This window comes from Nonomuraea sp. NPDC050547 (assembly GCF_044457345.1).
Classification (GTDB): Bacteria; Actinomycetota; Actinomycetes; order Streptosporangiales; family Streptosporangiaceae; genus Nonomuraea.
Genome location: NZ_JBITGW010000032.1, coordinates 54,911 through 76,564 on the forward strand (window position 1 = coordinate 54,911; position 21,654 = coordinate 76,564).

At 70.4% G+C, this 21,654-nt stretch carries 21 protein-coding genes and 2 pseudogenes; 9 read left to right on the top strand and 14 right to left on the bottom strand.

Annotated features, from left to right (window positions below):
* Nucleotides 1-7 precede the first annotated feature (7 nt).
* From ACIBHY_RS51520 to ACIBHY_RS51530, 3 genes are read right to left on the bottom strand one after another with little or no spacing between them, the layout of a single operon-like run.
* Nucleotides 8-1,201 (bottom strand): MAB_1171c family putative transporter, encoded by a 1,194-nt coding sequence (locus ACIBHY_RS51520; RefSeq protein WP_397310662.1) that lies wholly within the window; start codon nt 1,199-1,201, stop codon nt 8-10.
* Complete coding sequence (locus ACIBHY_RS51525; protein WP_397258900.1) at nt 1,198-1,740, bottom strand: hypothetical protein; 543 nt, start codon at nt 1,738-1,740, stop codon at nt 1,198-1,200. Before ACIBHY_RS51525 ends, ACIBHY_RS51520 begins: the two co-directional genes overlap by 4 nt.
* A gap of 49 nt (nt 1,741-1,789) precedes the next feature.
* Nucleotides 1,790-2,248: a helix-turn-helix domain-containing protein gene (locus ACIBHY_RS51530; protein WP_397310663.1), complete on the bottom strand. Its 459-nt coding sequence runs from the start codon at nt 2,246-2,248 to the stop codon at nt 1,790-1,792.
* A 185-nt stretch (nt 2,249-2,433) separates the two neighbouring features.
* Here ACIBHY_RS51530 and ACIBHY_RS51535 point away from each other — a divergent pair, with 185 nt between their 5' ends.
* Nucleotides 2,434-2,841, top strand: coding sequence for a hypothetical protein (locus ACIBHY_RS51535; protein WP_397258896.1), 408 nt, complete (start codon nt 2,434-2,436; stop codon nt 2,839-2,841).
* A 259-nt stretch (nt 2,842-3,100) separates the two neighbouring features.
* Here ACIBHY_RS51535 and ACIBHY_RS51540 read toward each other — a convergent pair whose 3' ends face one another.
* From ACIBHY_RS51540 to ACIBHY_RS51550, 3 genes are read right to left on the bottom strand one after another with little or no spacing between them, the layout of a single operon-like run.
* A complete protein-coding gene (locus ACIBHY_RS51540; protein ID WP_397310665.1) occupies nt 3,101-3,583 on the bottom strand; it encodes a hypothetical protein in 483 nt (160 codons plus the stop codon).
* A complete protein-coding gene (locus tag ACIBHY_RS51545; RefSeq protein ID WP_397310666.1) occupies nt 3,580-5,085 on the bottom strand; it encodes an ATP-binding protein in 1,506 nt (501 codons plus the stop codon). Before ACIBHY_RS51545 ends, ACIBHY_RS51540 begins: the two co-directional genes overlap by 4 nt.
* A gap of 7 nt (nt 5,086-5,092) precedes the next feature.
* Nucleotides 5,093-5,767, bottom strand: coding sequence for a response regulator (locus ACIBHY_RS51550; protein ID WP_397258889.1), 675 nt, complete (start codon nt 5,765-5,767; stop codon nt 5,093-5,095).
* A gap of 191 nt (nt 5,768-5,958) precedes the next feature.
* Here ACIBHY_RS51550 and vanY-N point away from each other — a divergent pair, with 191 nt between their 5' ends.
* Nucleotides 5,959-6,543: a D,D-peptidase/D,D-carboxypeptidase VanY-N gene (gene vanY-N, locus ACIBHY_RS51555; protein ID WP_397258887.1), complete on the top strand. Its 585-nt coding sequence runs from the start codon at nt 5,959-5,961 to the stop codon at nt 6,541-6,543.
* On the top strand, nt 6,527-8,392 hold the full coding sequence (locus tag ACIBHY_RS51560) for an AAA family ATPase (RefSeq protein WP_397310667.1): 1,866 nt from the start codon (nt 6,527-6,529) through the stop codon (nt 8,390-8,392). The genes vanY-N and ACIBHY_RS51560 overlap by 17 nt, the downstream gene beginning before the upstream one ends.
* A 15-nt stretch (nt 8,393-8,407) precedes the next feature.
* On the opposite strand, the gene ACIBHY_RS51565 is transcribed toward ACIBHY_RS51560, so the two are convergent.
* From ACIBHY_RS51565 to ACIBHY_RS51580, 4 genes are all read right to left on the bottom strand, one after another.
* The gene (locus tag ACIBHY_RS51565; RefSeq protein ID WP_397258883.1) at nt 8,408-9,100 is read right to left on the bottom strand and encodes an aspartate/glutamate racemase family protein; all 693 of its coding nucleotides are present in this window, start codon (nt 9,098-9,100) and stop codon (nt 8,408-8,410) included.
* A gap of 11 nt (nt 9,101-9,111) precedes the next feature.
* On the bottom strand, nt 9,112-10,491 hold the full coding sequence (gene murF / locus ACIBHY_RS51570) for a UDP-N-acetylmuramoyl-tripeptide--D-alanyl-D-alanine ligase (RefSeq protein ID WP_397310668.1): 1,380 nt from the start codon (nt 10,489-10,491) through the stop codon (nt 9,112-9,114).
* Nucleotides 10,488-11,444, bottom strand: coding sequence for a D-alanine--D-alanine ligase family protein (locus ACIBHY_RS51575; RefSeq protein ID WP_397310669.1), 957 nt, complete (start codon nt 11,442-11,444; stop codon nt 10,488-10,490). Before ACIBHY_RS51575 ends, murF begins: the two co-directional genes overlap by 4 nt.
* Before the next feature lie 427 nt (nt 11,445-11,871).
* Nucleotides 11,872-12,126 carry a hypothetical protein gene (locus tag ACIBHY_RS51580; protein WP_397109716.1) on the bottom strand — a complete coding sequence of 85 codons (255 nt, stop codon included), beginning with the start codon at nt 12,124-12,126 and terminating at the stop codon, nt 11,872-11,874.
* A 641-nt stretch (nt 12,127-12,767) separates the two neighbouring features.
* On the opposite strand from ACIBHY_RS51580, the gene ACIBHY_RS51585 reads away from it, so the two are divergent.
* Complete coding sequence (locus tag ACIBHY_RS51585) at nt 12,768-13,127, top strand: hypothetical protein (RefSeq protein ID WP_397109714.1); 360 nt, start codon at nt 12,768-12,770, stop codon at nt 13,125-13,127.
* A gap of 424 nt (nt 13,128-13,551) precedes the next feature.
* A pseudogene (locus ACIBHY_RS51590) lies at nt 13,552-14,105 on the top strand (MFS transporter); the annotation flags it as partial.
* Between the two features lie 95 nt (nt 14,106-14,200).
* On the opposite strand, the pseudogene ACIBHY_RS51595 reads toward ACIBHY_RS51590, so the two are convergent.
* A pseudogene (locus ACIBHY_RS51595) lies at nt 14,201-14,587 on the bottom strand (ATP-binding protein); the annotation flags it as partial.
* A 249-nt stretch (nt 14,588-14,836) separates the two neighbouring features.
* On the opposite strand from ACIBHY_RS51595, the gene ACIBHY_RS51600 reads away from it, so the two are divergent.
* From ACIBHY_RS51600 to ACIBHY_RS51610, 3 genes are all read left to right on the top strand, one after another.
* Nucleotides 14,837-15,970: a serine hydrolase domain-containing protein gene (locus ACIBHY_RS51600; RefSeq protein ID WP_397258878.1), complete on the top strand. Its 1,134-nt coding sequence runs from the start codon at nt 14,837-14,839 to the stop codon at nt 15,968-15,970.
* A gap of 6 nt (nt 15,971-15,976) precedes the next feature.
* Entirely contained in the window at nt 15,977-16,297 is a 321-nt protein-coding gene (locus ACIBHY_RS51605; protein ID WP_397310670.1) for a hypothetical protein, read from the top strand.
* A 168-nt stretch (nt 16,298-16,465) separates the two neighbouring features.
* Nucleotides 16,466-17,611 carry an NAD-dependent epimerase/dehydratase family protein gene (locus ACIBHY_RS51610; RefSeq protein ID WP_397310671.1) on the top strand — a complete coding sequence of 382 codons (1,146 nt, stop codon included), beginning with the start codon at nt 16,466-16,468 and terminating at the stop codon, nt 17,609-17,611.
* On the opposite strand, the gene ACIBHY_RS51615 is transcribed toward ACIBHY_RS51610, so the two are convergent.
* Genes ACIBHY_RS51615 through ACIBHY_RS51625 form a run of 3 tightly spaced genes read right to left on the bottom strand, consistent with a single transcriptional unit; the run spans nt 17,555 to nt 20,874 of the window.
* A complete protein-coding gene (locus ACIBHY_RS51615; protein ID WP_397310672.1) occupies nt 17,555-19,033 on the bottom strand; it encodes an MDR family MFS transporter in 1,479 nt (492 codons plus the stop codon). The two genes, ACIBHY_RS51610 and ACIBHY_RS51615, sit on opposite strands and share 57 nt — an antisense overlap.
* Nucleotides 19,026-19,658 (bottom strand): DedA family protein, encoded by a 633-nt coding sequence (locus ACIBHY_RS51620; protein ID WP_397258870.1) that lies wholly within the window; start codon nt 19,656-19,658, stop codon nt 19,026-19,028. Before ACIBHY_RS51620 ends, ACIBHY_RS51615 begins: the two co-directional genes overlap by 8 nt.
* 28 nt (nt 19,659-19,686) lie before the next feature.
* Nucleotides 19,687-20,874 (bottom strand): cytochrome P450, encoded by a 1,188-nt coding sequence (locus ACIBHY_RS51625; protein ID WP_397258868.1) that lies wholly within the window; start codon nt 20,872-20,874, stop codon nt 19,687-19,689.
* 109 nt (nt 20,875-20,983) lie between these two features.
* Between ACIBHY_RS51625 and ACIBHY_RS51630 the strand changes: the two genes are divergently transcribed.
* On the top strand, nt 20,984-21,649 hold the full coding sequence (locus tag ACIBHY_RS51630) for a TetR/AcrR family transcriptional regulator (protein ID WP_397310673.1): 666 nt from the start codon (nt 20,984-20,986) through the stop codon (nt 21,647-21,649).
* Nucleotides 21,650-21,654 lie beyond the last annotated feature (5 nt).

A 21,654-nucleotide genomic window follows, 5' to 3' on the forward strand; every position in this document is an offset into this window, starting at 1 on the left:
CTGGTCATCACGGGGGCTGTCGAACGCGGATGCCCGCCTGCCGGCGCATTACCCGTGCGATCCGGGCCAGCCACTGGACCTGCGCCGCGGCGTTCGCCTGGTGCTCCCCGGGCGCCGCGTCGACGAAGCTCCGGATCGCGGCGGGGTCGTCCACCGGCGGCCGGCCCGCGCGCTTGAGGGAGATGGCGAGCGTGAGCATCCTGGCGGCGACGGCGGCCTCCGGATCGGGCCTGCCCGAGGCGTGCCGCCGTACCTCCTGCTCGGCGCCCGCGGACATCCACGGGCTGAGCAGGACGTAGCCATCCAGGATCTCCACGGTCAGCCGGATGCGCCGTAGCCGGGGTTCGACCGGGCGGGGCCGTAACGCGATCTGCGGCACCGCGTCGTGCATGATCTGCCAGAGCGGCCTGAGGCGCCGGCAGTCGCGGCGGGCCAGGAGGCTGTCGAGCAGGCGGTCGACGCCGGCCCTCGGGCCCCAGGCGGGAACGGTGCCGCCGATGAGCACCGTCAGGATCGCCACGACGTACAGCGCGAGAACGAGCTGGTCGAGCACGACGGTGGACGCTCCCACGCTCGCGGCGATCATCGCCGCGAGTTTGGCCACGACGTACGCCAGGCCGATCAGCACGCCCGCGGCGATCAGCCGGGTGCCGACGGCCAGGAGCGGGCGGGAAGCGATGCGGGCGTAGCGGGTGGCGGCGATCGCGAGATGCACCACCCACCAGCCGAGGCAGATCAGGTAGAGCACGGTGTGCGGGGCCTCGGCCGGTGTCGGCGTGGCGGTGTAGTAGGCGATGCTGCGTACGTAATGATCGGCGAGGTCGTACGGCGCGGGCGCCAGCGGGAACACGGCCACGATGGCGGCCACGGAGGCCGCCGCCAGGGCCAGGTCGTGGCGGACCTGCCGGAGCGCGGCCGGGTCCTGCGCGGTGAGGAGGATGATCAGAGCGTGTCCCGCCGCGACCGCGACCAGCGCGAGGCAGTTCCCCAGCGCCCGGCTCACACCGAGGACTCCCAGCGCCTGGTCGAGCTGCGGGGCGATCGGCTGGACGGTCAACGCCAGCGTGATCGCCGTCTGGGTGAGGCACATGAAGATCAGGGGCCGGTCGCGCGGCCGGTGAACCAGATGCGCGATCTTGATCGCGGTCATGACCCAGCAGGCGAGCGCCACGGCCAGCTGGGCCACCTGGACCGGCGTCACGGCCGGGACGCTCGGCCTTCCAGCGTCTCGGTCAGCCGGGCCAACTGCTCGGGAGCGGCCGTCCGGCTCCAGGACAACGAGGACCAGGTCTGCACGCGCCGCACCGTCACCGTGCCGAACAACTCCGCCCGCAGTTCGGCCGGCTCCGCGTAGCTGTTGCGCTGCTGGATCTTCCGCACCGTCGAGTGGTCCATCTCCGGACTCAGCATCGCCAGGAGTTCGCGGACGTCCGCGGCGGCCGTGTCGTCGTCGAACAGCATGTGGCCCAGTTCATGGGCGATGATCTGGTACTGCCGGACGGGCCCGATGGAGCTGTCGAAGAAGACGTAGTCGGCGTGTTCGCCGGCGACCCAGAGCCCGTGCGGTGCGCGCACCGGGAGTTCTCGGGCGATGAGGTGAATCGAGCGGTCGCGGCGTTCCTCGATCCGCCGGCACAACTCGGGGATCGTGAACGTTCCCGGCAATCCCAGGGAGTCGAGCAGCGCCTCGAACTGACGGCATAACGCGCCTACCTGCCGCCGCCCGCGAACAGCGCACATGAGCTCCCCCGACGCCACGACCTCAGTTTTGACCGAAGATCTCGACCGGTCAAGACTGGTCCGGGTCACGCTTGCGGGGCGGCCTGGGCGCGATCGACTCCTCCAGCCGGCGCACCTGATCGATCATGGCGGTGATCGCGTCGAGGGCGGCGGGGGACAGCTCGGCCTCCATGGCGCGCATGGCCAGGCGCTTGATCCCCGGATCGTTCAGGGCTTGGACCAGCTTCAGCCGCGCCTCGACGGCGGCGGCGTGCTCTTCGTCGACATCCTCGTCGACGAAGTAGCTGGGGCGCACCTCGAAGAAGCGTGCCAGGGCCTGGATCGTCTCCACCGACGGGTTGTCCCGTACGCCCTTGCGGAGGTAGCCGACGTAACTGGCCGAGACGTCCGTCGCGGCGGCGACCTCGCTGTTGGTGTACTCCCTGTGCGCGTCCGGCGGCCGGACCGTCTCGAAGAGAAGGTTCAGCTTGTCGGCGAAGCTCTTGCGGCCGTCTGCCGGCGAGGCCATTCGATCATCCTTGGTTGACTATTGTGAATCACAATCAACGCCACTGCACAATGGTTGACTGCTGTCTGTTGGCGTGGTTATGTCCCTTGTATTGCTCGCACAACTATAGTGCAGCGCTGGACGCCGGCGGCGACTCATCGACGCCGCGTGCCCAACCCCCCGCAGCCGACCCAGGAGGTCGCTTCATGGCACACCGATCGCGCATCAGAAGGGTCCTGGCCGGGCTCTCCCTCGCCGGCCTCGGTCTTCTCGCCCCCATGGGCGGCGCCTCCGCCGCGGCGGCTCCTCCATCGCCGGGCCAAGAGATCAGGAGCGGCGAGAGCACGCAGAAGGCCGTGGCGGCCGTCAACTGCTGGACCACGATCGCGCAGCCAGGCGGCAACGGCACCACGATCACCGTGTACTACCGGAACTGCGGGGGCGCCTCCGCGGTCATCACCCCCAACAGCCACGCCGTCGCCTTCGACGGCACCTACACCTACGTCGGCAACTGCTACGTGGTCGCGCCGGGAGCGACGAGGTGGTGGGAGATCCCGCCGTCCAAGTTCCCGCCCGCCGACACGACCCGGTGGGGCGTCACCAACTGCGTCTGACCACGGAACGAGCACGACCCGTCCGGAGCGCTCCGGGCGGGTCCTTCGACCCGGGTCAGGCGTAGCGCCGTAGACCTCCCAGCCGTCGAGCAGTCCCCAGACGAACGCGCCGCGCAGGTCGACGCCGTCCTGGGATCGCCCGGCGGGCGGCGGCACGATGCTCGTCCCCGCGCGCTGATCGGCGACGCCGCCCGCCTGCTGGCCCCCAACGGCGAAGGAGCCGAGGAGGAGACGTTCGGCGACCTGATCCGCGCTGCCGCTACTCCGGGCAGTCCCTGGGGTCGATGCTCTTCCCCGCGCCGACGACGGTGATCTGGGCAATGCCCTCCTGCAGCGCGGCGGTGGTGCACACGATCTGCCGGACGGCCAGAGGGGACAGTTCGTCGCCCGGAACGGACGGGTTCAGCACCAGGCGGCCGCCCGGCTTGACGGTCGCCGCGATCGGGCCGGCTTCGGGCGGGACATCGGTGGTGAGCCCGCGCGCCCGTTCCTCCGCGGTGGGGCCTTCCGCCAGCAGCGCGAGGGTGTCCGTCAGGAACATCGGACGGATACGCGGCCGCGTCACCACGCTGAGCCGGCCGTCCTTGACCAGGTAGAGCGTCATCGTCTTGGTCAGCGCGACGCCTCCGCTCGGCGGTTCGCCGGCGGAGATGGCGTCACTGGGTCGTACGCCGCAGCCGGCCACGGCGACGAACGACACGAGGCCCGCGGCCAGCACGAGGCGGGAGAGCCCGGCCCTCATGCGGAGTCTCCTTCCGGGTCGGGTGCCCGGCGGGGCAGGCGCAGGGTGAACAGGGCGCCGCCGTCCGGGGCGTTGACGACGGTGAGGTCGCCCCGGTGCAGCCGCGCGTTCTCCATCGCGATGGCCAGGCCGAGGCCGCTGCCCTCTGACCTGGTCCTGGCCGCGCTGGCCTTGTAGAAGCGGTCGAACGCGTGCGGCAGTACCGCTTCGTCCAGCCCCGGTCCGTGGTCGCGGACCTCGAGAGTGATCCAGTGCGGGTCGGCGGAAAGCCGTACCGACACCGGAGGCGCGCCGTGCCGCAGGGCGTTGCCGACCAGGTTCGCGAGGATGACGTCCACCCGGCGCGGGTCCAGCCGGGCCGTCACCGCGGGCGGAAGCTCGGTGCGCACCTGCTCCGTCCAGCCCCGGGCACGCAGGGTCGCGGGCACCAGCTCGGCCACGTCGACCTCGTTCAGCGTGAGGGCCGCGACGCCGGAGTCGAACCTGCTGATCTCGATGAGGTCGTTCACCAGCTCGGTGAGGTTGAGCGTCTCCCGGCTGACCAGCCTGGCGGCCTTGCCGGCGGTCTCGGGCAGCCGGGCCGCCTCCTCGTCGAGGATCTCGGCGACCGCGGCGAGCGCGGCCAGAGGGGTGCGCAGCTCGTGGGACACGTCCGCCACGAACCGGCGGGCGTCGGCCTCCATCTCACGCAGCTGCGTGACGTGCTGTTCCAGCTCCGCGGCGGTGTTGTTGAACGTACGTGCCACGTCGGCCAGTTCGTCGGAGCCGCTGACCGCGATCCTGGTGCGCAGCTCGCCCTCTCCCAGCAGGCGTGCCGCCCGGCCGAGTTCGCGCACCGGGCGCAGCACGCTACGGGTGGCCAGCAACGCGAGGAGAACCGCGAACGCCATGGCCGCCCCGCCGATGAGCCAGGCGCTCGTGGCGAGCCAGTCGATGCTGTGCTGTTCGGGAAGCAGGCTGCGCGTGGTGTAGACCTCGATGCCGGAGTTCCGCGTCCCGTCCCGCTCGACGATCAGCAACGGCGCGCCGATGATCAGGAAGGGCTTTCCCTCCCGCACGACGCGTTGCCACGCGATGTCGCCGCCGGCCACTTCCTGCCGGAGCCCCCGTGAGACGTCCCCGGGACCCAGAGACGGCGGCGTGTTCCCGCCCGGCCCCCTGCCCCACGGCGGGCCCGGCGGGGCGCCGGGCGGTGGGCCCTCCGGCGGGCCGACCTGCGCGTACGCCTTCTGGTAGATGACGAGCGTGGCGCTGTTTCTTTCGGTCATGTTCTCGGCGATCCTGCCGAGCTCGGTCTGGTCCGGCGTCGACGTGCGCAACGGGAAGAGCGCCTCCAGGCGGCCCTTCATCGCCTGCAAAGCGGCGTCCTGGGCCCGCTGCAGGATGTCGTTGCGGGCCTGGACGTAGATCCCGCCGGCCACCGCCGCCGTGGTGACCACACACAGCAGCGCGAACGCGGACAGCAGCCGGGCACGCAGCCCCAGGCTCGGCCGAGGCGTCATCGGCGGCTCACACCGGCCCGAACCGGTACCCGAACCCCCGCACCGTCTGCACGTAGACGGGCGCCGCCGAGTCGTCCTCGATCTTCGCGCGCAACCGCTGCACGCACGCGTCCACCAGACGCGAATCACCGAAGTACCCGTGCTCCCACACCGAGTCCAGCAGTTGCTGGCGGCTGTGCACCCGGCCCGGCGTACCGGAGAGTTCGAGCAGCAGGCGCAGCTCGGCCGGGGTGAGCCTGACCGGCACCCCGCGGTTGGCGACCACCAGGCCGGCCCGGTCGATGGTCAGGTCCCCGTGCCGCTCCAGCTCCGCCTGGTCCCGGCCGATCCGCCGGAGCACCGCGCGGATGCGCGCCTCAAGCACCCTGGGCTGCACCGGCTTGACCACGTAGTCGTCGGCGCCCGCCTCCAGCCCGGCCACCACGTCCATGTCGTCGCCGCGGGCGGTCAGCATGATGATCGGTATCTCCCCGATGGCCCGGATGCGGCGGCAGACCTCGAACCCGTCCATGCCGGGCAGCATCAGGTCGAGCACGACGACGTCGGGAGGGTCTGTACGCAGCCGGTCCAGCCCTTGCTCGCCGGACTCCACCGCGCCCACCCGATGCCCGTGCCGGGTCAGGGCCAGCTCAAGGCCCTCCCGCACGGCCGGGTCATCCTCGATCAACAACACTCGCGACACGCCGCCGAGTACCACAGCACGCTCCGTAACTCGTCCGCCGGTCAACTCCATCCACTGTCGGCCGGTCATGTCCCCGCCTCGTCCGTGCCATGTCATGGTTGTGTCACGGTCACGCCGGCGGTGGCCGCCGTCGTCAAACGGTGACAAACGACAGACGACGCACACACATTCGGCGCCAATCGTAGTTCGTCATGGACGAACCACGCACCATCCCATCCCGGCCCCGAGATCGGCTGTTCGCCGTGGTCACGCAGGTGCTCGCCGTACTCCTGCTGCCCGTGGCGCTCGCCCGCGACCCCGGCCGGGCCCGCGAACTGGCCTGCGGCTGGGCGTTGCGGATGCGCTTTCCCGCCGAGGACCTCACCGGGCTCGCCGAGGGCGCCCTGGCGGCGTTCACCGCGGCGCGCACCGAGGCGTTCTGGCGTTACGGCCAGCTCATCGGCCTCACCTCGGGACACCGCGACCCCGTCGTCCAGCAACGGATGTTCGACGACGAGGTACGCCGCACCGGCTCCCCGGCCCTGGCACGCATGCTCGTGCTGCCACCGGCGGAATCCTGCCACGTCAAGGGCATCGCGCTGGACGTGCGCCCTCACGAGGGCGCGCAATGGCTGGAGGAGCACGGCGCCCGCTACGACCTCTACCGCATGTACGACAACGAGTGGTGGCACTTCGAGCACCACCCGCAGCGCTGCGGCATACCACCACGACGACGACCTCACCCCGGCGTGGCCCACATGAGCGAGTACGGGAACCGGTATGTCAGCGGGGAGTGACGAACTGCTGGGACGCCGCCTGCGAGCAGCGCGCGAGACGGCGTTCGCGGGGCGGGAGGAAGAGCTCGCGGTCTTCACCACGGCGTTGTACGGCGGCGGCAGCAGCGTCCTGTACGTGCACGGTCCCGGCGGCATGGGGAAGACGGCCTTGTTGCGGCGATTCGCCCGCGAGGCCGAGGCGGCGGGCCGGCCGGTGTCCATGGTGGACGGGCGCATGCCGGTTGTCCGCGAGGCGGACGCGGTGCTGCTCGTCGACAACGTCGAACGCGTGCGGGACTGGGAGGAATGGCTGCGCGAGTGGTACCTGCCGCGGGTGCCCATGGGAGCGCTGGTGGTCATCGCGGGGCGCAACCCTCCTGACCTGCGGTGGCGGGCGGATCCCGGATGGGCGGGGGCGCTGGAGGTGCTGCCGCTGCGCGGCCTGCGGCCCGGAGACGCGCGGGCCCTGCTGGACTCCAGCGGGGTGCCGGCCGAGGCGCGCGAGCCGCTGCTGGCCTTCGCCGGTGGTCATCCGCTGGCGCTGCTGCTCGGGGCGGCCGTGGCGGTGAAGGACGGCGGTCGGTGGACGCCGCATCAGGACGTGGTGGCCGCGTTGCTGGATCAGCTGGTGGGCGAGGTGCCGTCGGCGGCGCACCGGCACGCTCTGGAGATCTGCGCGCACGCGCACACGACCACGGAGGACCTGCTGCGCGCGACCTTGCCGCAGGACGCCGGGACGTTGTTCCGCTGGTTGCGGCGGTTGCCGTTCGTGCGGTCCGGCCCGCTCGGCCTGTTTCCGCTCGACGTGGTGCGAGAGGTCCTGGAAGCGGACCTGCGCTGGCGGGATCCCCAGGGGTACGCGGCGATGCACGACCGCATCCACGCGCATCTCGCGGACAGGGTGCGCACGGTGAGCGACGCGGACGTGCCCGGCGCGGTGGCGGCGCTGCTCTACCTGCACCGCGACCGCAGAGAGCCGGCCGACGGCCGGTTCCGGGAAGAGCCCTTGCGGGAGGAGGACGTCGGCACGCTGCTCCGGGTGGCGGCCGGAACGGAGGGCGCCGCCTTCTGGGCGGAACGCCGGCCGGAGGCGTTCCGGCTGTACCGGCGGGCCGAGACCGGCGAGCCCGTGGCGTTCACGGCGTGGCTGCGACTGTCGGAACCCGACGAGGAGGAACTGGCGGCCGATCCCGTCGTGGCCATGGCGTGGGCGCACGCGCGTGCCACCACGCCGTTGCGCGCCGGTGAGCACGTGGCGATCAGCCGGACTTGGGCGCTGCCGCCGTATCGCGGAAACTCGCCGGTGATGGACCTGATCCGGTGCCGGGCGATCGGCGACTGCCTGCGGTCCGAGCGGCTGGCATGGTCCTACCTGGAGAACGCGGAGCGCTACGGGATGCGGGCCGTCTCCGACGACGCGCACACCCTGTTCGCGCACGACTGGCGCGCGGTGCCGGCGCGGGCGTGGCTGGAAGGGAGGAACCAGCGGCCCGCCGTCGCGGCACTGGAGGTGCTGTCCCAGGCGGAGTTCGCCGAGGCGGTCCGCCAGGCGTTGCGCCAGTTGCCGCGCAAGGACGCGCTGGCCGGCTCCCCGCTGACGCGTACCAGGCTGATCGCCGAGCGGGGCGGGCAGAACCCGGCCACGGCACTGGGCGACCTGCTCCGCCAGGCGATCGACGACCTGGGTGAGGACCCGCGCTCGGCCAAGCTCCACCGGGCGCTGTCGGTCACGTTCCTGCGCGGCACGCCCACCCAGGAGCTGGCCGCGGAACGGCTCGGCCTTCCTCTCACCACCTACCGCCGCCATCTGACCGCCGGCATCGAACGGGTCCGCGCCGGCCTGTGGCATCGGGAGCTGTACGGCACCTGAACCGCCGCGGACGCGTCAGTCGGCGAGCGCGAAACTGGCCGCCGCCTCCGCGTGCAGCCGGGCGCTCGGAAACACCGGAAGGGAGCTGTCCTTCGCACCGATCAGCAGCTCGATCTCCGTACAGCCCAGGATGACGCCTTCAGCGCCGTCGTCCGCGAGGTCGTCAATGATCTTGGTGTACGCGTCCCTGGACGAGTCCCGGAGCGTCCCGCGCACCAGTTCGTCGAAGATCACGTTATGGACCAGTTCCCGCTGCTCACGCCGTGGGACGACCACGTCGAGGCCGTGGGCGGCCAGCCGATCGCGGTAGAAGGGCTGCTCCATGGTGAAGTGCGTGCCCAGCAGACCGACCTTGCGCATCCCGCTGGCGCGGATCTCGTCGGCCAGGGTGTCGGCGATGTGCAGCACGGGGACGTTCACGGCCCGCTCCACGTCGTCGCTGACCCGGCTGAAGGTGTTGCTGCAGACGAGCAGGAGGTCGGCGCCGAGATCCTCCAGGTTCCGGCCCGCACCGGTCAGCAACGTGCTCACCTCCTCCCAGCGGTCGGCGAAGATGAGATCCTCGACGGTCGTGTAGTCGACCGACCAGATGAGGCTGTTGGCGGAATGGCTGCCGCCGAGCCGCTCGCGTACCCGCTGGTTGATGATCTGGTAGTAGACCACCGTCGATTCCCAGCTCAGCCCGCCGATGAGACCGATCGTGCGCATGGAACTCCGTTTCAAAGAATCGCGAGGGCACGGGCGCAGACACCGAGGCCGATCTCGCTGGAGGCCTTGACGAACACCACGTCCCCCGGTTGGAGAAGCGCGGTGGCCAGGCTGAGGGCACCGGCCACGTCCTCGACCGCATGGACGGCCGCGCCCCGGTTCGCGGACTCCGCCGCCTCCGCCAACGCGAGCGGATCCCCCGCCCCGACCGCGATCAGCACGTCGAAGCCAAGGTCGGCGACAAGCCGGCCGATCTCCGCGTGCCGGGCGCGGGAGGCGTCCGCCTGCTGCCCCATCGCGCCGAGCACGGCGACGGTACGGCGGGAGCCGGCCAGCGCCTTCACCGCCCGCAGCCCGGCCCGCATGGATTCGGGGCTGGCGTTGTAGGCGTCGTTGACGACGGTGACGCCGTCAGGCCGTTCGACGATCTCCAGCCGGCCCGCCGAGCGCCGCCGGGCGGCGTTCAGACCATCGGCGATCTCGGCTGCGCCCAGGCCGAGCGCGGTGGCGACGGCGGCGGCGGCCAGGGCGTTGCTCACCTGGTGCTCGCCGATGAGGTCGAGCTCGACCGAGGCGCGGCCGGAGGGCGTCACCAGCTCGAACGCGGCTCGCGCGCGATCGGTCATCCGCACGTCTTCGGCTCGCACGTGTGCCTGCGCCGGCCTGCCGTACAACAGAATCGTGGCTTTGGTACGGCCGGCCATGCCCATGACGTACGGGTCGTCGGCGTTGAGCAGGGCGAACCCGTCCGCCGGAAGCGACTCGACCAGCTCGCCCTTGGCCTCGGCCACGTCGGCCGGCCCGGCTCCCAGGCGCTCCACGTGCGCGCTGCCGACATTGAGCACCAGCCCGACCCGGGGCGGCGCGAGCCCGGTCAGGTACGTCAGGTCGCCCTTGCGGCCCGCGCCCATTTCCAGCACCAGGTACCGGGTCGTGGCATCGGCACGCAGCACGGTGAGCGGCAGCCCCAGTTCGTTGTTGAACGACCTGTCGGTGGCGACCGTCGCGGCGTGCCGTTCGAGCACCTGGGCCAGCAGGTCCTTGGTCGTGGTCTTGCCCACCGAGCCGGTCAGGCCGATCACGGCCGGGCTGATGTGTTCGAGCAGGTGCTTGGCCAGCAGGCCGATCGCGAGCTGGACGTCCTCGACCACGAGGGCGGGCACGCCGACGGGCCTTGAGGCCAGCACGGCGACGGCGCCCGCCGCGACGGCGCCGGCCGCGTAGTCGTGCCCGTCGACGCGGGCGCCGGCCGTCGCGACGAACAGGCCGCCGGGCACCACCTCGCGGGAGTCGACCGCCGAGGGCGCCGTCACCGTCGCCCGCGGGTCGCGCACGTCGCACAGGCGGGCGCCGACGACCCGCGCGATCGTGTCCAGGGTCATGGGGATCATGAGCCGCTCCTGGCGAACGCGAGGTCGATGAGGCGGCGCAGCAGGTCGGGGTAGGGGACACCGCTCGCGGCCCACGTCCTGGCGTACACCGAACGGGAGGTGAAGCCGGGCATGGTGTTGATCTCCAGCACGTACAGGCGTCCCGTGCCCTCCTCATAGAGGAAGTCGACACGGGACAGGCCGTAGCCACCGATCGCCCGGAAGGCGCGCAGGGACAGCTCACGCACGTCCTCGGCCACCCGTTCCGGCAACACGACGGGGATGGCGGCGATCTCGGCCTGGCTGAGGTACTTGGCCTCGTAGTCGAGCCAGTCGCCGGGCACGATGAGCTCGCCGGGCACCGACGCGTCCGGAGTGTCGTAGCCGCCGAGCACGCTGCAGATGAGCTCGCGCGCGGCCACCTCCTGCTCGACGATGACCACCCGGTCGTAGGCCAGCGCCAGATCCACGCCCGCGCGCAGCTCCTCCATGGAGGTGACACGGGAGATGCCGATGGAGGAGCCCATGCCGGCCGGTTTGACGTACATCGGCCAGTCGAGCGACTTCACCAGACCCCAGGGGTCGGTGGTGGTACGCCATTCGTGCTCGGTGAACCACACGTGTGGCGTGACCGGAATGCCCTCCGCCAGGAAGGCGCGCCGCATCGCGACCTTGTCCATGGCCACGGCGGAGGCCAGGACGCCGCAGCCCACGTACGGGATGCCCAGGGTCTGCAGGTGGCCCTGGACGACGCCGTCCTCGCCGAACGGCCCGTGCAGCACGGGGAAGACCACGTCCACCCGATCGCGTCGCAGCTCCACCGGCCATCTGCCCTGCCGGTCGATGATGACGGGGACGGGGTCGTACAGATCCCTCGGCAGAGCGTCGAGCACGGCGTTCGCCGACTGCAGCGACACCTCATGCTCCGCGGACGGCCCACCCGCCAGCACGGCCACGCGTACGCGTTCAGTCACGATCTGATCAGCCTTCCTCAGCGACACGGAGACTGCGCCGCCGGCGCCGTGGTGTTCGGCGTCGCCGGCTCAGCCTGCCGAGTGTCGAGCTTTCGGCCGGCCAGTTCCCAGACCATTCGCCGTCCAGTTCCTGGCCAAAGCGCCGGGCATCACGCCTGCCACGGTCCTGGGCCCGGCCGGGAACGATCTCGCCGCCGACCCGCCGCGCGACCTCGCCGGCAGCAGATCGGCCTCGAACATGCGCGTGGCCCGACTCTCACCTACCCCGGTCAGGTGATGTCGGGCCACGCGGCGATCGTTGTGCGGGCTACACGCCGCTTCAGGGCGGCTGCCGTGGTTGTCTGAGTGATCTCGTCAACGGTTCGCTTTCGGGTGTGGTTCACCAGGCGAGAAGGCGGGCTCTGATGAACGCGGAGACAGGACGGGCCTAGAAGAATCTCAGGCGCTCAGGGTGTTCCTGATCGGGGTCATGGACGTAGACCTTGCCACCGTCGTGGTCGATGCGCTCAAGGTAGGCGTAGACCTGCAGAGCGCGGTTGATGATGTCGGTCTTGCTGTCGCCGGACAACTCCACTGCCTCTTCCAGTGCGCGGGCTGCGCGCTGGGTCAGGTTGACCGTTACGCGCTCAAGCTTCGCTGTAGTGGTGGGAGTCCCGTCGACAGCAGGTCCGTTCTTGGTCATTCGTGATCCCTCGCGATAAGGGGCTGTGTCTTGCTTCGCCATCGCACAGCCAGGCAGACCAACGTGGATCGAGCTCACACGTCTGTCTGCGTCCGGGGGGAACGATTGAAATGTCAGGTTGGTGGGGAGGGGTGGTCGATCGCGCAGTCGACCTGCGTATATTCAGCGCGCGCTCTTGGTGGCGCGAACGCCCAAAGCCTCGCGGAGGAAGGTTTCACTCGCGGAGGGGGGCACGCTGGGCCTGGGGCGCCGGCGGCGCGCTCGTAGAACGATGGTGCGTCACGTGGGTGGTAGATCTGGCACCGATCTCCACCTGCGTTTCGAGGGATGCGGGGACATACGACCTCCAACTAACTCGTCGGGATGCACGCGCACCACAGTACGCAGGCATACATCGTACGTCAAGCAATTACCTGCATGTTAGCTGCTGCTTTACGTGCAGAAGACTGCAGACAGGCATACGTAAACCACTCATCATGTGCGCGTGATGTGGCCTTGATGTGATGTTGGGTGCTACAGTGCGGCCTGGAGACCACGCCCAGGCACGTGAGGTGCACTGTGTGTGCTGGTCGATGGGGTTAGTCGCTGTTCGTTTACCTGCCGCGCGCCAGCGCAGGCAATGATCAGAAAGCCACCCGCCAGTGCGTAAATCAAAAGTCGACGCCGACACAGATCTGACGCAAGAGGAAGGTGAGCCCACCTCGCGCGCGGACGTACTGCCCGCCCGCCAGAAGATCAACGTTGATCTTGACCTGAAGAACCTGCGCTTCACGATCACCACAGAATCGAGGGATGACGCCTCTTTCGGACCGGCCCTGTCCATCCTGCTGATCGCGCTCGCCGGCCTCGTCCCCGGCACGGGAATCGGCATCCTGCTCTGGCTGGCCACCGCCCCACCCTGGCTTATCGCCGTCGCCGCAGCAGCAACCACCACCGGCTGTATCACCGCGTCTCTGTTCTGGCTCCGATCCCAGACCCGACGCCGCAGATCGGCCGACTGACGCTCTACCTGGAGGAGGCCGCACGCGTCACACCGGAGGCGCGCGCGGACCACATCACGAACACGTACGACCGACCGCCCATACAAGCCATGACCTGAAGCTCCATCCGCGCCCGAGCTTCCCGCCTGGTCTCCTCATGTCCGGGCCTTGACCCACCCGGACAGCCAGGCGCACCTCCCTTCGGCGGGCGCATCCGACAGGCCATGACGCAGGGCCTGCGACGAGAATGCGTCACCCTCTCCGGGGGGCGTCCCGGAGAGGAACATGCCCGAAGCCTGCGCTGCCGGATTTCCTCGACGGCGCGCGGCCACCGTCCCGGCGTCCGCGAGGCGCGGAGACCTGATTGACCGGGTTCTGCCCCGGCCACGGAACCCGGTCACCCGACAGAGGCGCCCGCCGGCCGCCGCTGCCCAACGTCACCCGCATGGTACGGACTACGACAGCACGGGCGACACGCCGTGAATGGATCGGGCTGGCCGTGCCGGCCCTGCCCACGCTCCTGCTGTCCCTGGATGTGAGCGTGTTGTTCCTGGCGCTGCCGCACCTGAGCGCGGACCTGGCGCCGAGCTGCTGTGGATCATGGACGTCTACGTGTTCATGAGCGCCGGATTCCTGGTCACGATGGGCGCGCTGGGCGACCGGATCGGCCGCGGGCGCCTGCTGATCGTCGGCGCGGCCGCGTTCGGCGTGGCCTCGATCCTCGCCGCGTACTCCACCGGCGCGGAGATGCTCATCGCCGCCCGCGCCCTGCTCGGGATCGCCGGCGCGACGCTGATGCCGTCCACGCTGTCGCTGATCGGCACGATGTTCGGCGACCCCAGGCAGCGCGGGATCGCGATCGGGGTCTGGATGGCGTGCTTCTCGGCGGGAACCGCGCTCGGCCCCGTGGTGGGCGGCGTGCTGCTGGAGTACTTCTGGTGGGGTTCGATGTTCCTGCCGGGCGTGCCGGTCATGGTGTCGCTGCTGGTGGCGGCGCCGGGCCCGCCCTCGGCAAGGTCGGCGAGCAGGGTCAGCACCGCGAGACCCACAAGAAACCGATCACCGTCCGCGCTCACGAGAAACCGATCACCGTCCGCGCCCGGGAGGGATCGGTCGTCGTCCGCGCTCACGAGGAGCCGGTCACCGTCCGCGCTCACGAGGAGCCGGTCACCGTCTGCGCCTGGGCCCAGTTCGAGCGCCGCGCGCTGTGCGGCGGCCTGGCGTCCGGGCAGCGTGTCCGCGCGGGCGAGGTACGGGTGCGGGAGGGGGTGCAGGCCCGCGAACGGCAGCTCGCTCTCGGACTCGATCCCGGTGCCGCGCAGGACCCGAGCGGTACCGGCGACGTCGACGGCGTGCCGGAGCGGCGCCGACTTCCCGATGCCGGGCTCGCCGCGCAGGACCAGCGCTTCGCTGCGCCCGGACCGGGCGCCCGCGACCAGCCGCTCGATCTCGGCGGTCTCCCGCTGCCTTCCCCAGAGCATGACGAACAACCTACTGCTCCATCCCGCACACCCCGGAGAACGGGCAGAGCCCTGACCTTGCCCACGGTCCCGCCGAGTGAGCCCAGCTACATGCAAACGATCGTTGCATTAGCTGACAGTCGCCAAGCAACGATATTATCGCTTTGACCTGCATATTTGCATGATGATTCGCAGAATCGTGATTGACGATTCCATGTATGCAACGTAACTTTCGAGATGTCGCAAAGACCCGTCAAGCAAGGACACCCCATGACCCACACCGACATCCAGAACGCCCTCGACCGCGCGGTCACCGAACACGGCGTGCCCGGCATCGTCGCCGAAATCCGCCACGGCGACGACACCTGGTTCGGCACCGCCGGCGTCGCCGACCTCACCACCGGCACCCGCCGCGTCCCCGGCGAACACCTGCACATCGGCAGCTCCGGCAAAGCCTTCACCGCCACCGCGCTCCTGACCCTGGAAGCCGAAGGACGGCTGAACATCGACGACACCGTCGAACACCACCTACCCGGCATCCTCACCAACGGCTACGACGGCAACAACATCACCATCCGGCACCTGCTCAGCAACAGCAGCGGCCTGTTCGCCACCGGCCTGGCCCCCGAAGCCAGCCACCGCTACGCCACCCGCTCCGGCTTCGCCCGGCACCACCTCGACCAATGGACCAAGGACGACCTGCTCAAACTGGCCGTCTCCCAGCCACCCGTCTTCGAACCCGGCACCGCCTTCACCTACTCCAACGGCGGGTTCTACCTCGCCGGCGCCATCATCGAAAAGGTCACCGGCAACAGCTACGCCGACGAGGTCGACCGCACCGTCATCCAGCCCCTCGCCCTCACCCACACCCACGTCCGCCGCCAGGACGAATCCACCTACCCCCACCCCCATCCCCGCGCCTACTCCTCCCTGTTCATGAAAGACGGCACCGACCCCGCCGCCGTCACCGCCGACAACTGGCAGACGGTGATGGAAGACCCCGGCACCCCGCCCCTGGACGTCACCGAGTTCAACACCTCCCTCGGCTGGGCGGCCGGTGACGTCGTCTCCACCACCACCGACATGATCCGCCTCATCAACGCCCTGGCCTCCGGCAGCCTCCTGCCCGAAGAACAGCACCACAAGATGTGGACCACCATCTCCACCGAGGGCGGCCACTGGATGCCCTACGCCCGCTACGGCCTCGGCGTCTTCGAATTCGACCGGGACATCACCAACGGCCTCACCCTGCGCGGCGCCGGCGGAAGCCTCTGGGGCTCCTACACCTGCACCATCGCCACCCCCGACGGCGACCATGCGATCTCCCTGCACACCAACACCGAATGGAAGACCTGGGACATCGTCTTCGACCTCGTCAAGGCAGAGTTCGGCAAGGGGATGTAGCGCCTCATGCCCACGTTCGACACACCGGGACCGATCAGCGTGACGGTCGAAGTGGCCGCCGCCGACGTCACCGTCAGCGCGGGCGCGTCCGCCCGGACCACCGCCGAGGTACGCCCGCGGGATCCGGCCGGCACCAGCGACGTCGCCGCGGCCGAACGCGTCGCGGTCGAGTTCGCCGACGGCCGCCTGTCGGTGAAGGACCGCTCCCGCACCTGGTTCAAGCGCGGGCTCCGGCCGCGTCGCGGTGACCCTCGACCTGCCCAGCGGTTGCGAGCCGACCGTCAGGCTCGTCGAGGGGAACCTGCTCTGCCACGGCCGCCTCGGTGAGGTCCAGGCCTCCGCCAGTAGCGGGGACCTGCGGCTCGACCACACCGGGGACCTTGTGACCCGGCGGCGCTGGGACTTCCTGGTCCGCCACCTGATGGGCGCCGAGCCCCCGGAGGACTACCGGCTCGCTCCCATCCCCTTCGACCCCTCCATGATCTGAGGAAGCCCGTGAAACTGCTCGTTCTGGGCGGCACCCATCACGTGGGCCGTGCCGTCGTCGAATCCGCGCTCCGCCGTGGTGACGAGGTGACCACGCTCAACCGCGGCGTCAGCCGTCCGCCTGCTCCCGGTGTCCGGGCGCTCATCGCCGACCGCACCGACCCGGCCTCGGTCGCCGGCGCCCTCGGCGACGGCGAATGGGACGCGGTGCTCGACACCTGGTACTGGGCGCCGCGCGTGGTGCGCGACAGCGCCCGCCTGCTGGCCGGCCGCGCGCGGCACTACGTCTACGTCTCCACCCGCGGCGTGTACAGCTGGCCCTGGTCGCCGGGTGACGACGAGAGCGCCCCGCTCGTCGAGGGCGACCCCGCCAGTGCCGAAAGCTCGGACTATGCCGCGGCCAAGCGCGGCGGCGAGCTCGCCGTCCTGGAATCCTTCGGCGAGCGCGCCCTGCTGGCCAGGGCCGGCATGATCCTCGGCCCCTACGAGAACGTCGGCCGCATCCCGTGGTGGCTGCGCCGCCTGGAAAAGGGTGGCCGTGTGCTCGCCCCCGGCCCGGCCGACACACCCCTGCAGTACGTCGACGTGCGCGACATGGCCGACTGGCTGCTGCGCTCCGCAGAACGCGGGCTCGGCGGCGGTTTCATCGTCACCGGACGGCCCCACGCCGTCACGACGCGGGAGATGCTGACCACCGCGATGGACGTGACCGGCTCCACCGCCGAACTCGTCTGGGCCCCCGGCGACCTGCTGGCCCGGGAGAAGCTGCCACTCGGCCAGGAGCTGTCGATGTACATGCCCGACGGCTCGCCACCGGCCGGGATGCACGACGCCGACACCACCGCGGTCTTCGACGCCGGATTGACCGTCCGCCCGCTGCGCGACACCCTCGCCGACACCTGGGCCTGGCTCCAGTCCGAAGGCGACCCCCCCGATCCACCCGGCGGGGACCGACCCCGGCACCTGGCTCGACCCGGCGGCCGAGCAGCGCGTCCTGTCCCAGCTGTGATCCGCGCGAGGGCCCGCCTGCGCTCCCGCGCCGGTTCCCTTCCATCAGCTGGTACGGCCGTGGCGGGATCGGGCCGCGCCGCCGGTGGGTCACTCGCGGAGCGGGGTTTCCCTGAGGAACAAGGCCGCGACGACGGCGAGGAGTGACAGGATCGCGCAGCCGATCAGGAGCGCGTGCATGCCGCCCGTGACAGCGGTGCGGAAGGCCTCGCGGACCGGGGCGGGTAAGGACTGCAGGACGGCGGGCGTGAGCCGTTCGCCGCCCGTGGCCAGCCGGTGGGCGGCCGCGGGGCCGAGCCGGTCGGTCAGCACGCCTTCCACGCGACCTGAGTAGACGGCGCCGAACACCGCGATGCCCAGCGAACCGCCGACCGTCCGCATCAGCGTGACGGTTCCGCTCGCGGCGCCCATGTCGCGCGGGGCCGCGCCGTTGATCGTGATCAGGATGGTGCTCTGGATCAGCAGTCCGAGGCCGAGGCCGACGACCAGGGTGAGGGCGGAGGCGAGGATCGCGCCGGTGTCCACGTCGAGCAGAAGCAGGAGCAGGGAACCGGCGGTCATCGCGACCGCGCCGAGTATCGGGTAGACGCGGTAGCGGCCCGTGCGGCCGATGAGATGGCCGGCGGTGAGCTGGGTGGCGAGCATGCCGAACATCAGGGGCAGCAGCAGCATGCCGCTGGCGGTGGGCGAGGCGCCCTGGACGAACTGCATGTACTGCGGGAGGTAGTTCGTCACGGTGAAGACGACGGCGCCGAAGACGAAGGCGAGGATCTGGGCGAGGGTGAAGTCGCGGTCGCCGAACAAGCGGGGCGGGATGACGGGTTCGGCGGCGCGCCTTTCCGCGTACCCGAACCCGGCGAGTGCGGCGACCGCGACGAAGGACAGGACGAGGCCTTGCGGCGAGGTCCACGCGACGGTGCCGGCCGCCACCAGCGTCAGGGCCACGATGGCGGTGGTCAGCAGGGTCGCGCCCAGGTAGTCGACGCTCGCCTTGATCCGCTCGGTCCGCAGCTTCACCCCGATGCCGATGATCAGCAGGGCGATCAGGCCGACGGGCAGGTTGACGTAGAAGGTCCAGCGCCAGTCCAGCCGCTCCGTCAGCAGGCCGCCGAGCAGCGGCCCGCCGACGAAGGCGATGGGCGTGATCGCGCCGGTGATCGACTGCAGGCGGCCGCTCTCTCCCGGCGGCACCAGCACGCCGACGATCGACAGCGCGCCGACCATCAGCCCGCCCGCCCCGAGGCCCTGTACCGCCCGGAAGGCGATGAGCTGGCCCATGTTCGCGGCCAGCCCCGCCAGCGCCGAACCGATCATGAAGAGCGTGATCGCGGCCATGAAGGCGCCCTTGCGGCCGTACATGTCGCCGAGCTTCCCCCACAGGGGAGTGGTCGCGGAGGTGGCCAGCAGGTAGGCCGTCACCACCCACGAAAAGTGCTCCAGCCCGCCCAGGTCACCGACGATCATGGGCAGCGCCGTACCCACGATCATGCCGTCGAGCATCGCCAGGAACATGCCGAGCATCAGGCCGAACACGCCGAAGTAGATCGAACCGGTCTTGCGGTCAGCCACTGTCGCTCCCGCGGTGGCTGTCACGGCGCGCGTACCTGCGGATGATCATGACGCCGACGGGGATCACGACGCCTGCGGCGAGAAGCCCCAGGCTGGCGGGCCCGACCACCTGCGCGATCTTCTGGTACGAGCCGCCCACCGTGTACCCGATCAGCACGAACCCCGGCGCCCACACCAGGCCACCCAGCGTGGAATAGGTCAGAAAGGTGTTGTACGGCATGCGAGTCATGCCCGCCGCGACCGGCATGATCGCGCGCAGGAGGCCGACGAGGCGCCCGATCAGGATCGCCCTGCCGCCCTTGGTGGCCAGCGCGGTGTCGACCCGCCTCCAGCGGCGCTCGCCGATGCGCCGCCCGATCCCGCGGGTCCGCAGCCCCGTCCCGAACCTGCGGCCGACCTCGTAGCCCAGCAGGTATCCGCCGACCGCCGACCCGCCGGTGACGAGGAGCATGACCACCAGGCTCACCTTCTGGTGGTAGGCCAGGAAGCCGGAGAGGAGCAGGACGAGCTCGCCCGGCAGGACGAGGCCGAACAGCACCGACTCGGCGGTGACGAGCGCGCCCACGACGACGTACAGCCATCCGGGGCTCACTCCCGTGAGCGCGTCGATCAGCCAGCGATCCACAGTGAGCCTTCCCCCGTCAAGGCTCCGCTCACCAGGCGACCGGGAGGGCCTGCACGTTGTGTGAGACCGAGTTGACGCGGAACACGATGTCCTGCCTGGGTACGGCCAGCCGCAGGCCGGGAAACCTGCGCAGCAGCGCCGGGAAGGCGATCCGCATCTCCGTCCTGGCCAGGGGCGCGCCGATGCAGTGGTGGATGCCATGACCGAACGCGATGTGCGACGCGGCTTCGCGGGTGATGTCGAAGACATCGGGACTTTCGGCGAGCGTGTGGTCACGGTTGGCCATGGCGAGTGAGCAGACGACCGCGCTGCCCGCCTTGATCAGCCGGCCGCCCAGGGTCACGTCCTCGGTCGCGGTCCTGATGACGGGGATGCTCACGACGGACAGGTAGCGCAGCATCTCCTCCACCGCCTGCTCGACCGCTCCCGGCCGGTCGCGGACCTGGTCGGCCTGCTCGGGATGGTCGAGCAGGAGCAGCGTGCCGAGACCGAGCATGGCGGCGGTCGTCTCGTGACCCCCCAGCAGCAGCAACGCGCCGATCCCCGACAGCTCCTCGTCGGTGATCGCGTCACCGTGCTCGCGGACCAGCATGCCGAGCAGGTCGTCACCGGGGTCCGCACGCTGGAGGGCGACCAGCTTGGCCATGTAGGCATGCGACTCGGCGGCGATGGCGACCCTCTCCGGGATGCTGCGCTGGAAGTCGAGCTGGGCGCTGCTGCGCTCCTGGAACTCGTCGCGGTCCTCGTACGGGACGCCGAACAGCTCACAGATCACCAGGGAGGGCAGCGGCAGCGCGAACGACTCGATCAGGTCGACGGGCCCGCCGCTGCTCTCCATGGTGTCGAGCAGGTCGTCCACGTACGTCTCGATGCGCGGCACCAGGGCCTGGATGCGCCTGACGGTGAACTCCCGGGTCAGCAGGCGGCGCAGGCGGGTGTGTTCGGGTGGGTCCTCCTCGATGAACTTGCCGGGAGCTCTCATGCTGAGCCGGGCCGCGGACTCCTCGCCCAGGTACGCGACCTGCGCCCCGCCGGTGCTGCTGAACAGGGCGGAGTCGCTCAGGACCCGGCGGACGTCCTCATGGCGGGTGACGAGCCAGGCGGGCATGGACTGGAGGCCGATCGGCAGCCGGTACTCGGCGACGGGGGCCTCGTCACGGAGCTGGTAGAGGGTCTCGCCGGGGTGGTAGCCGTCGCGTTGCACGTGGAGGGCCATGGTGTCGTCCTTTCTCGCACGAACATGAGTGAGAGTCGACTCTCGTTTATGGCTGATTTCGACGGTAGCACAACTGGGAGCCAACTCTCACTCAGGTAGGATGTACTCCGTGAACGCCGAAGCCCCGCGCAGACTGCGCGCCGACGCCGCCCGCAACGTCGAACGCATCATCGCCGCCGCGCGTGAGGTGTTCGCCGAGCAGGGCGCGGAGGCGCAACTCGACGACATCGCCAGGCGGGCGGGGGTGGGACAGGCGACGCTGTATCGCCACTTCGCCAGCAAGGAGGACCTGATCCTGACGATCGTCAGGCGCAGGTTCGACGAGGACGTCGAACCCGCCATGCATCGGGCGCTGGCCGACCCCGATCCCTGGGCGGGGATCGTGCTGCTGCTCGAAACGGTGCTGGAGGTGGCGGCGGGGGAGAGGGCGACGTTCGCCGCCGCCCGAGGTCCCGCGGCCTTCCTCGGGCTCGCCTCGCAGTACTTCGACTCGCTGACGGTCCTGCTCGGCCGCGCGCAGGAGGCGGGGCTCGTGCGCGCGGACCTCTCAGGGGAGGACGTGCCCAGGCTGTTCACGATGCTCATCGCGGTGCAGCGGCTGGGCAGCGACCCCGGAGACCTGCTCATCGGCGCCAGGAGCCTGGGCAGCGAGCCCAATGAGGGGTGGCGGCGCTACCTGGTGCTTCTGCTGGACGCGCTGCGCCCCGCCGCCGCCACCCCGCTACCTCCGCTGACGACGCGGACGATGCTGACGACGCGGAAGTCTCCTCGGTAAGGCGT

Coding starts and splice junctions, on each gene's coding strand:
- ACIBHY_RS51525 (WP_397258900.1), bottom strand. CDS start 1,740: ATGTGCGCTGTTCGCGGGCGGCGGCAGGTAGGCGCGTTATGCCGTCAG.
- ACIBHY_RS51530 (WP_397310663.1), bottom strand. CDS start 2,248: ATGGCCTCGCCGGCAGACGGCCGCAAGAGCTTCGCCGACAAGCTGAAC.
- ACIBHY_RS51535 (WP_397258896.1), top strand. CDS start 2,434: ATGGCACACCGATCGCGCATCAGAAGGGTCCTGGCCGGGCTCTCCCTC.
- ACIBHY_RS51540 (WP_397310665.1), bottom strand. CDS start 3,583: ATGAGGGCCGGGCTCTCCCGCCTCGTGCTGGCCGCGGGCCTCGTGTCG.
- ACIBHY_RS51545 (WP_397310666.1), bottom strand. CDS start 5,085: ATGACGCCTCGGCCGAGCCTGGGGCTGCGTGCCCGGCTGCTGTCCGCG.
- vanY-N (WP_397258887.1), top strand. CDS start 5,959: ATGGACGAACCACGCACCATCCCATCCCGGCCCCGAGATCGGCTGTTC.
- ACIBHY_RS51560 (WP_397310667.1), top strand. CDS start 6,527: ATGTCAGCGGGGAGTGACGAACTGCTGGGACGCCGCCTGCGAGCAGCG.
- ACIBHY_RS51565 (WP_397258883.1), bottom strand. CDS start 9,100: ATGCGCACGATCGGTCTCATCGGCGGGCTGAGCTGGGAATCGACGGTG.
- murF (WP_397310668.1), bottom strand. CDS start 10,491: ATGATCCCCATGACCCTGGACACGATCGCGCGGGTCGTCGGCGCCCGC.
- ACIBHY_RS51580 (WP_397109716.1), bottom strand. CDS start 12,126: ATGACCAAGAACGGACCTGCTGTCGACGGGACTCCCACCACTACAGCG.
- ACIBHY_RS51600 (WP_397258878.1), top strand. CDS start 14,837: ATGACCCACACCGACATCCAGAACGCCCTCGACCGCGCGGTCACCGAA.
- ACIBHY_RS51605 (WP_397310670.1), top strand. CDS start 15,977: ATGCCCACGTTCGACACACCGGGACCGATCAGCGTGACGGTCGAAGTG.
- ACIBHY_RS51625 (WP_397258868.1), bottom strand. CDS start 20,874: ATGGCCCTCCACGTGCAACGCGACGGCTACCACCCCGGCGAGACCCTC.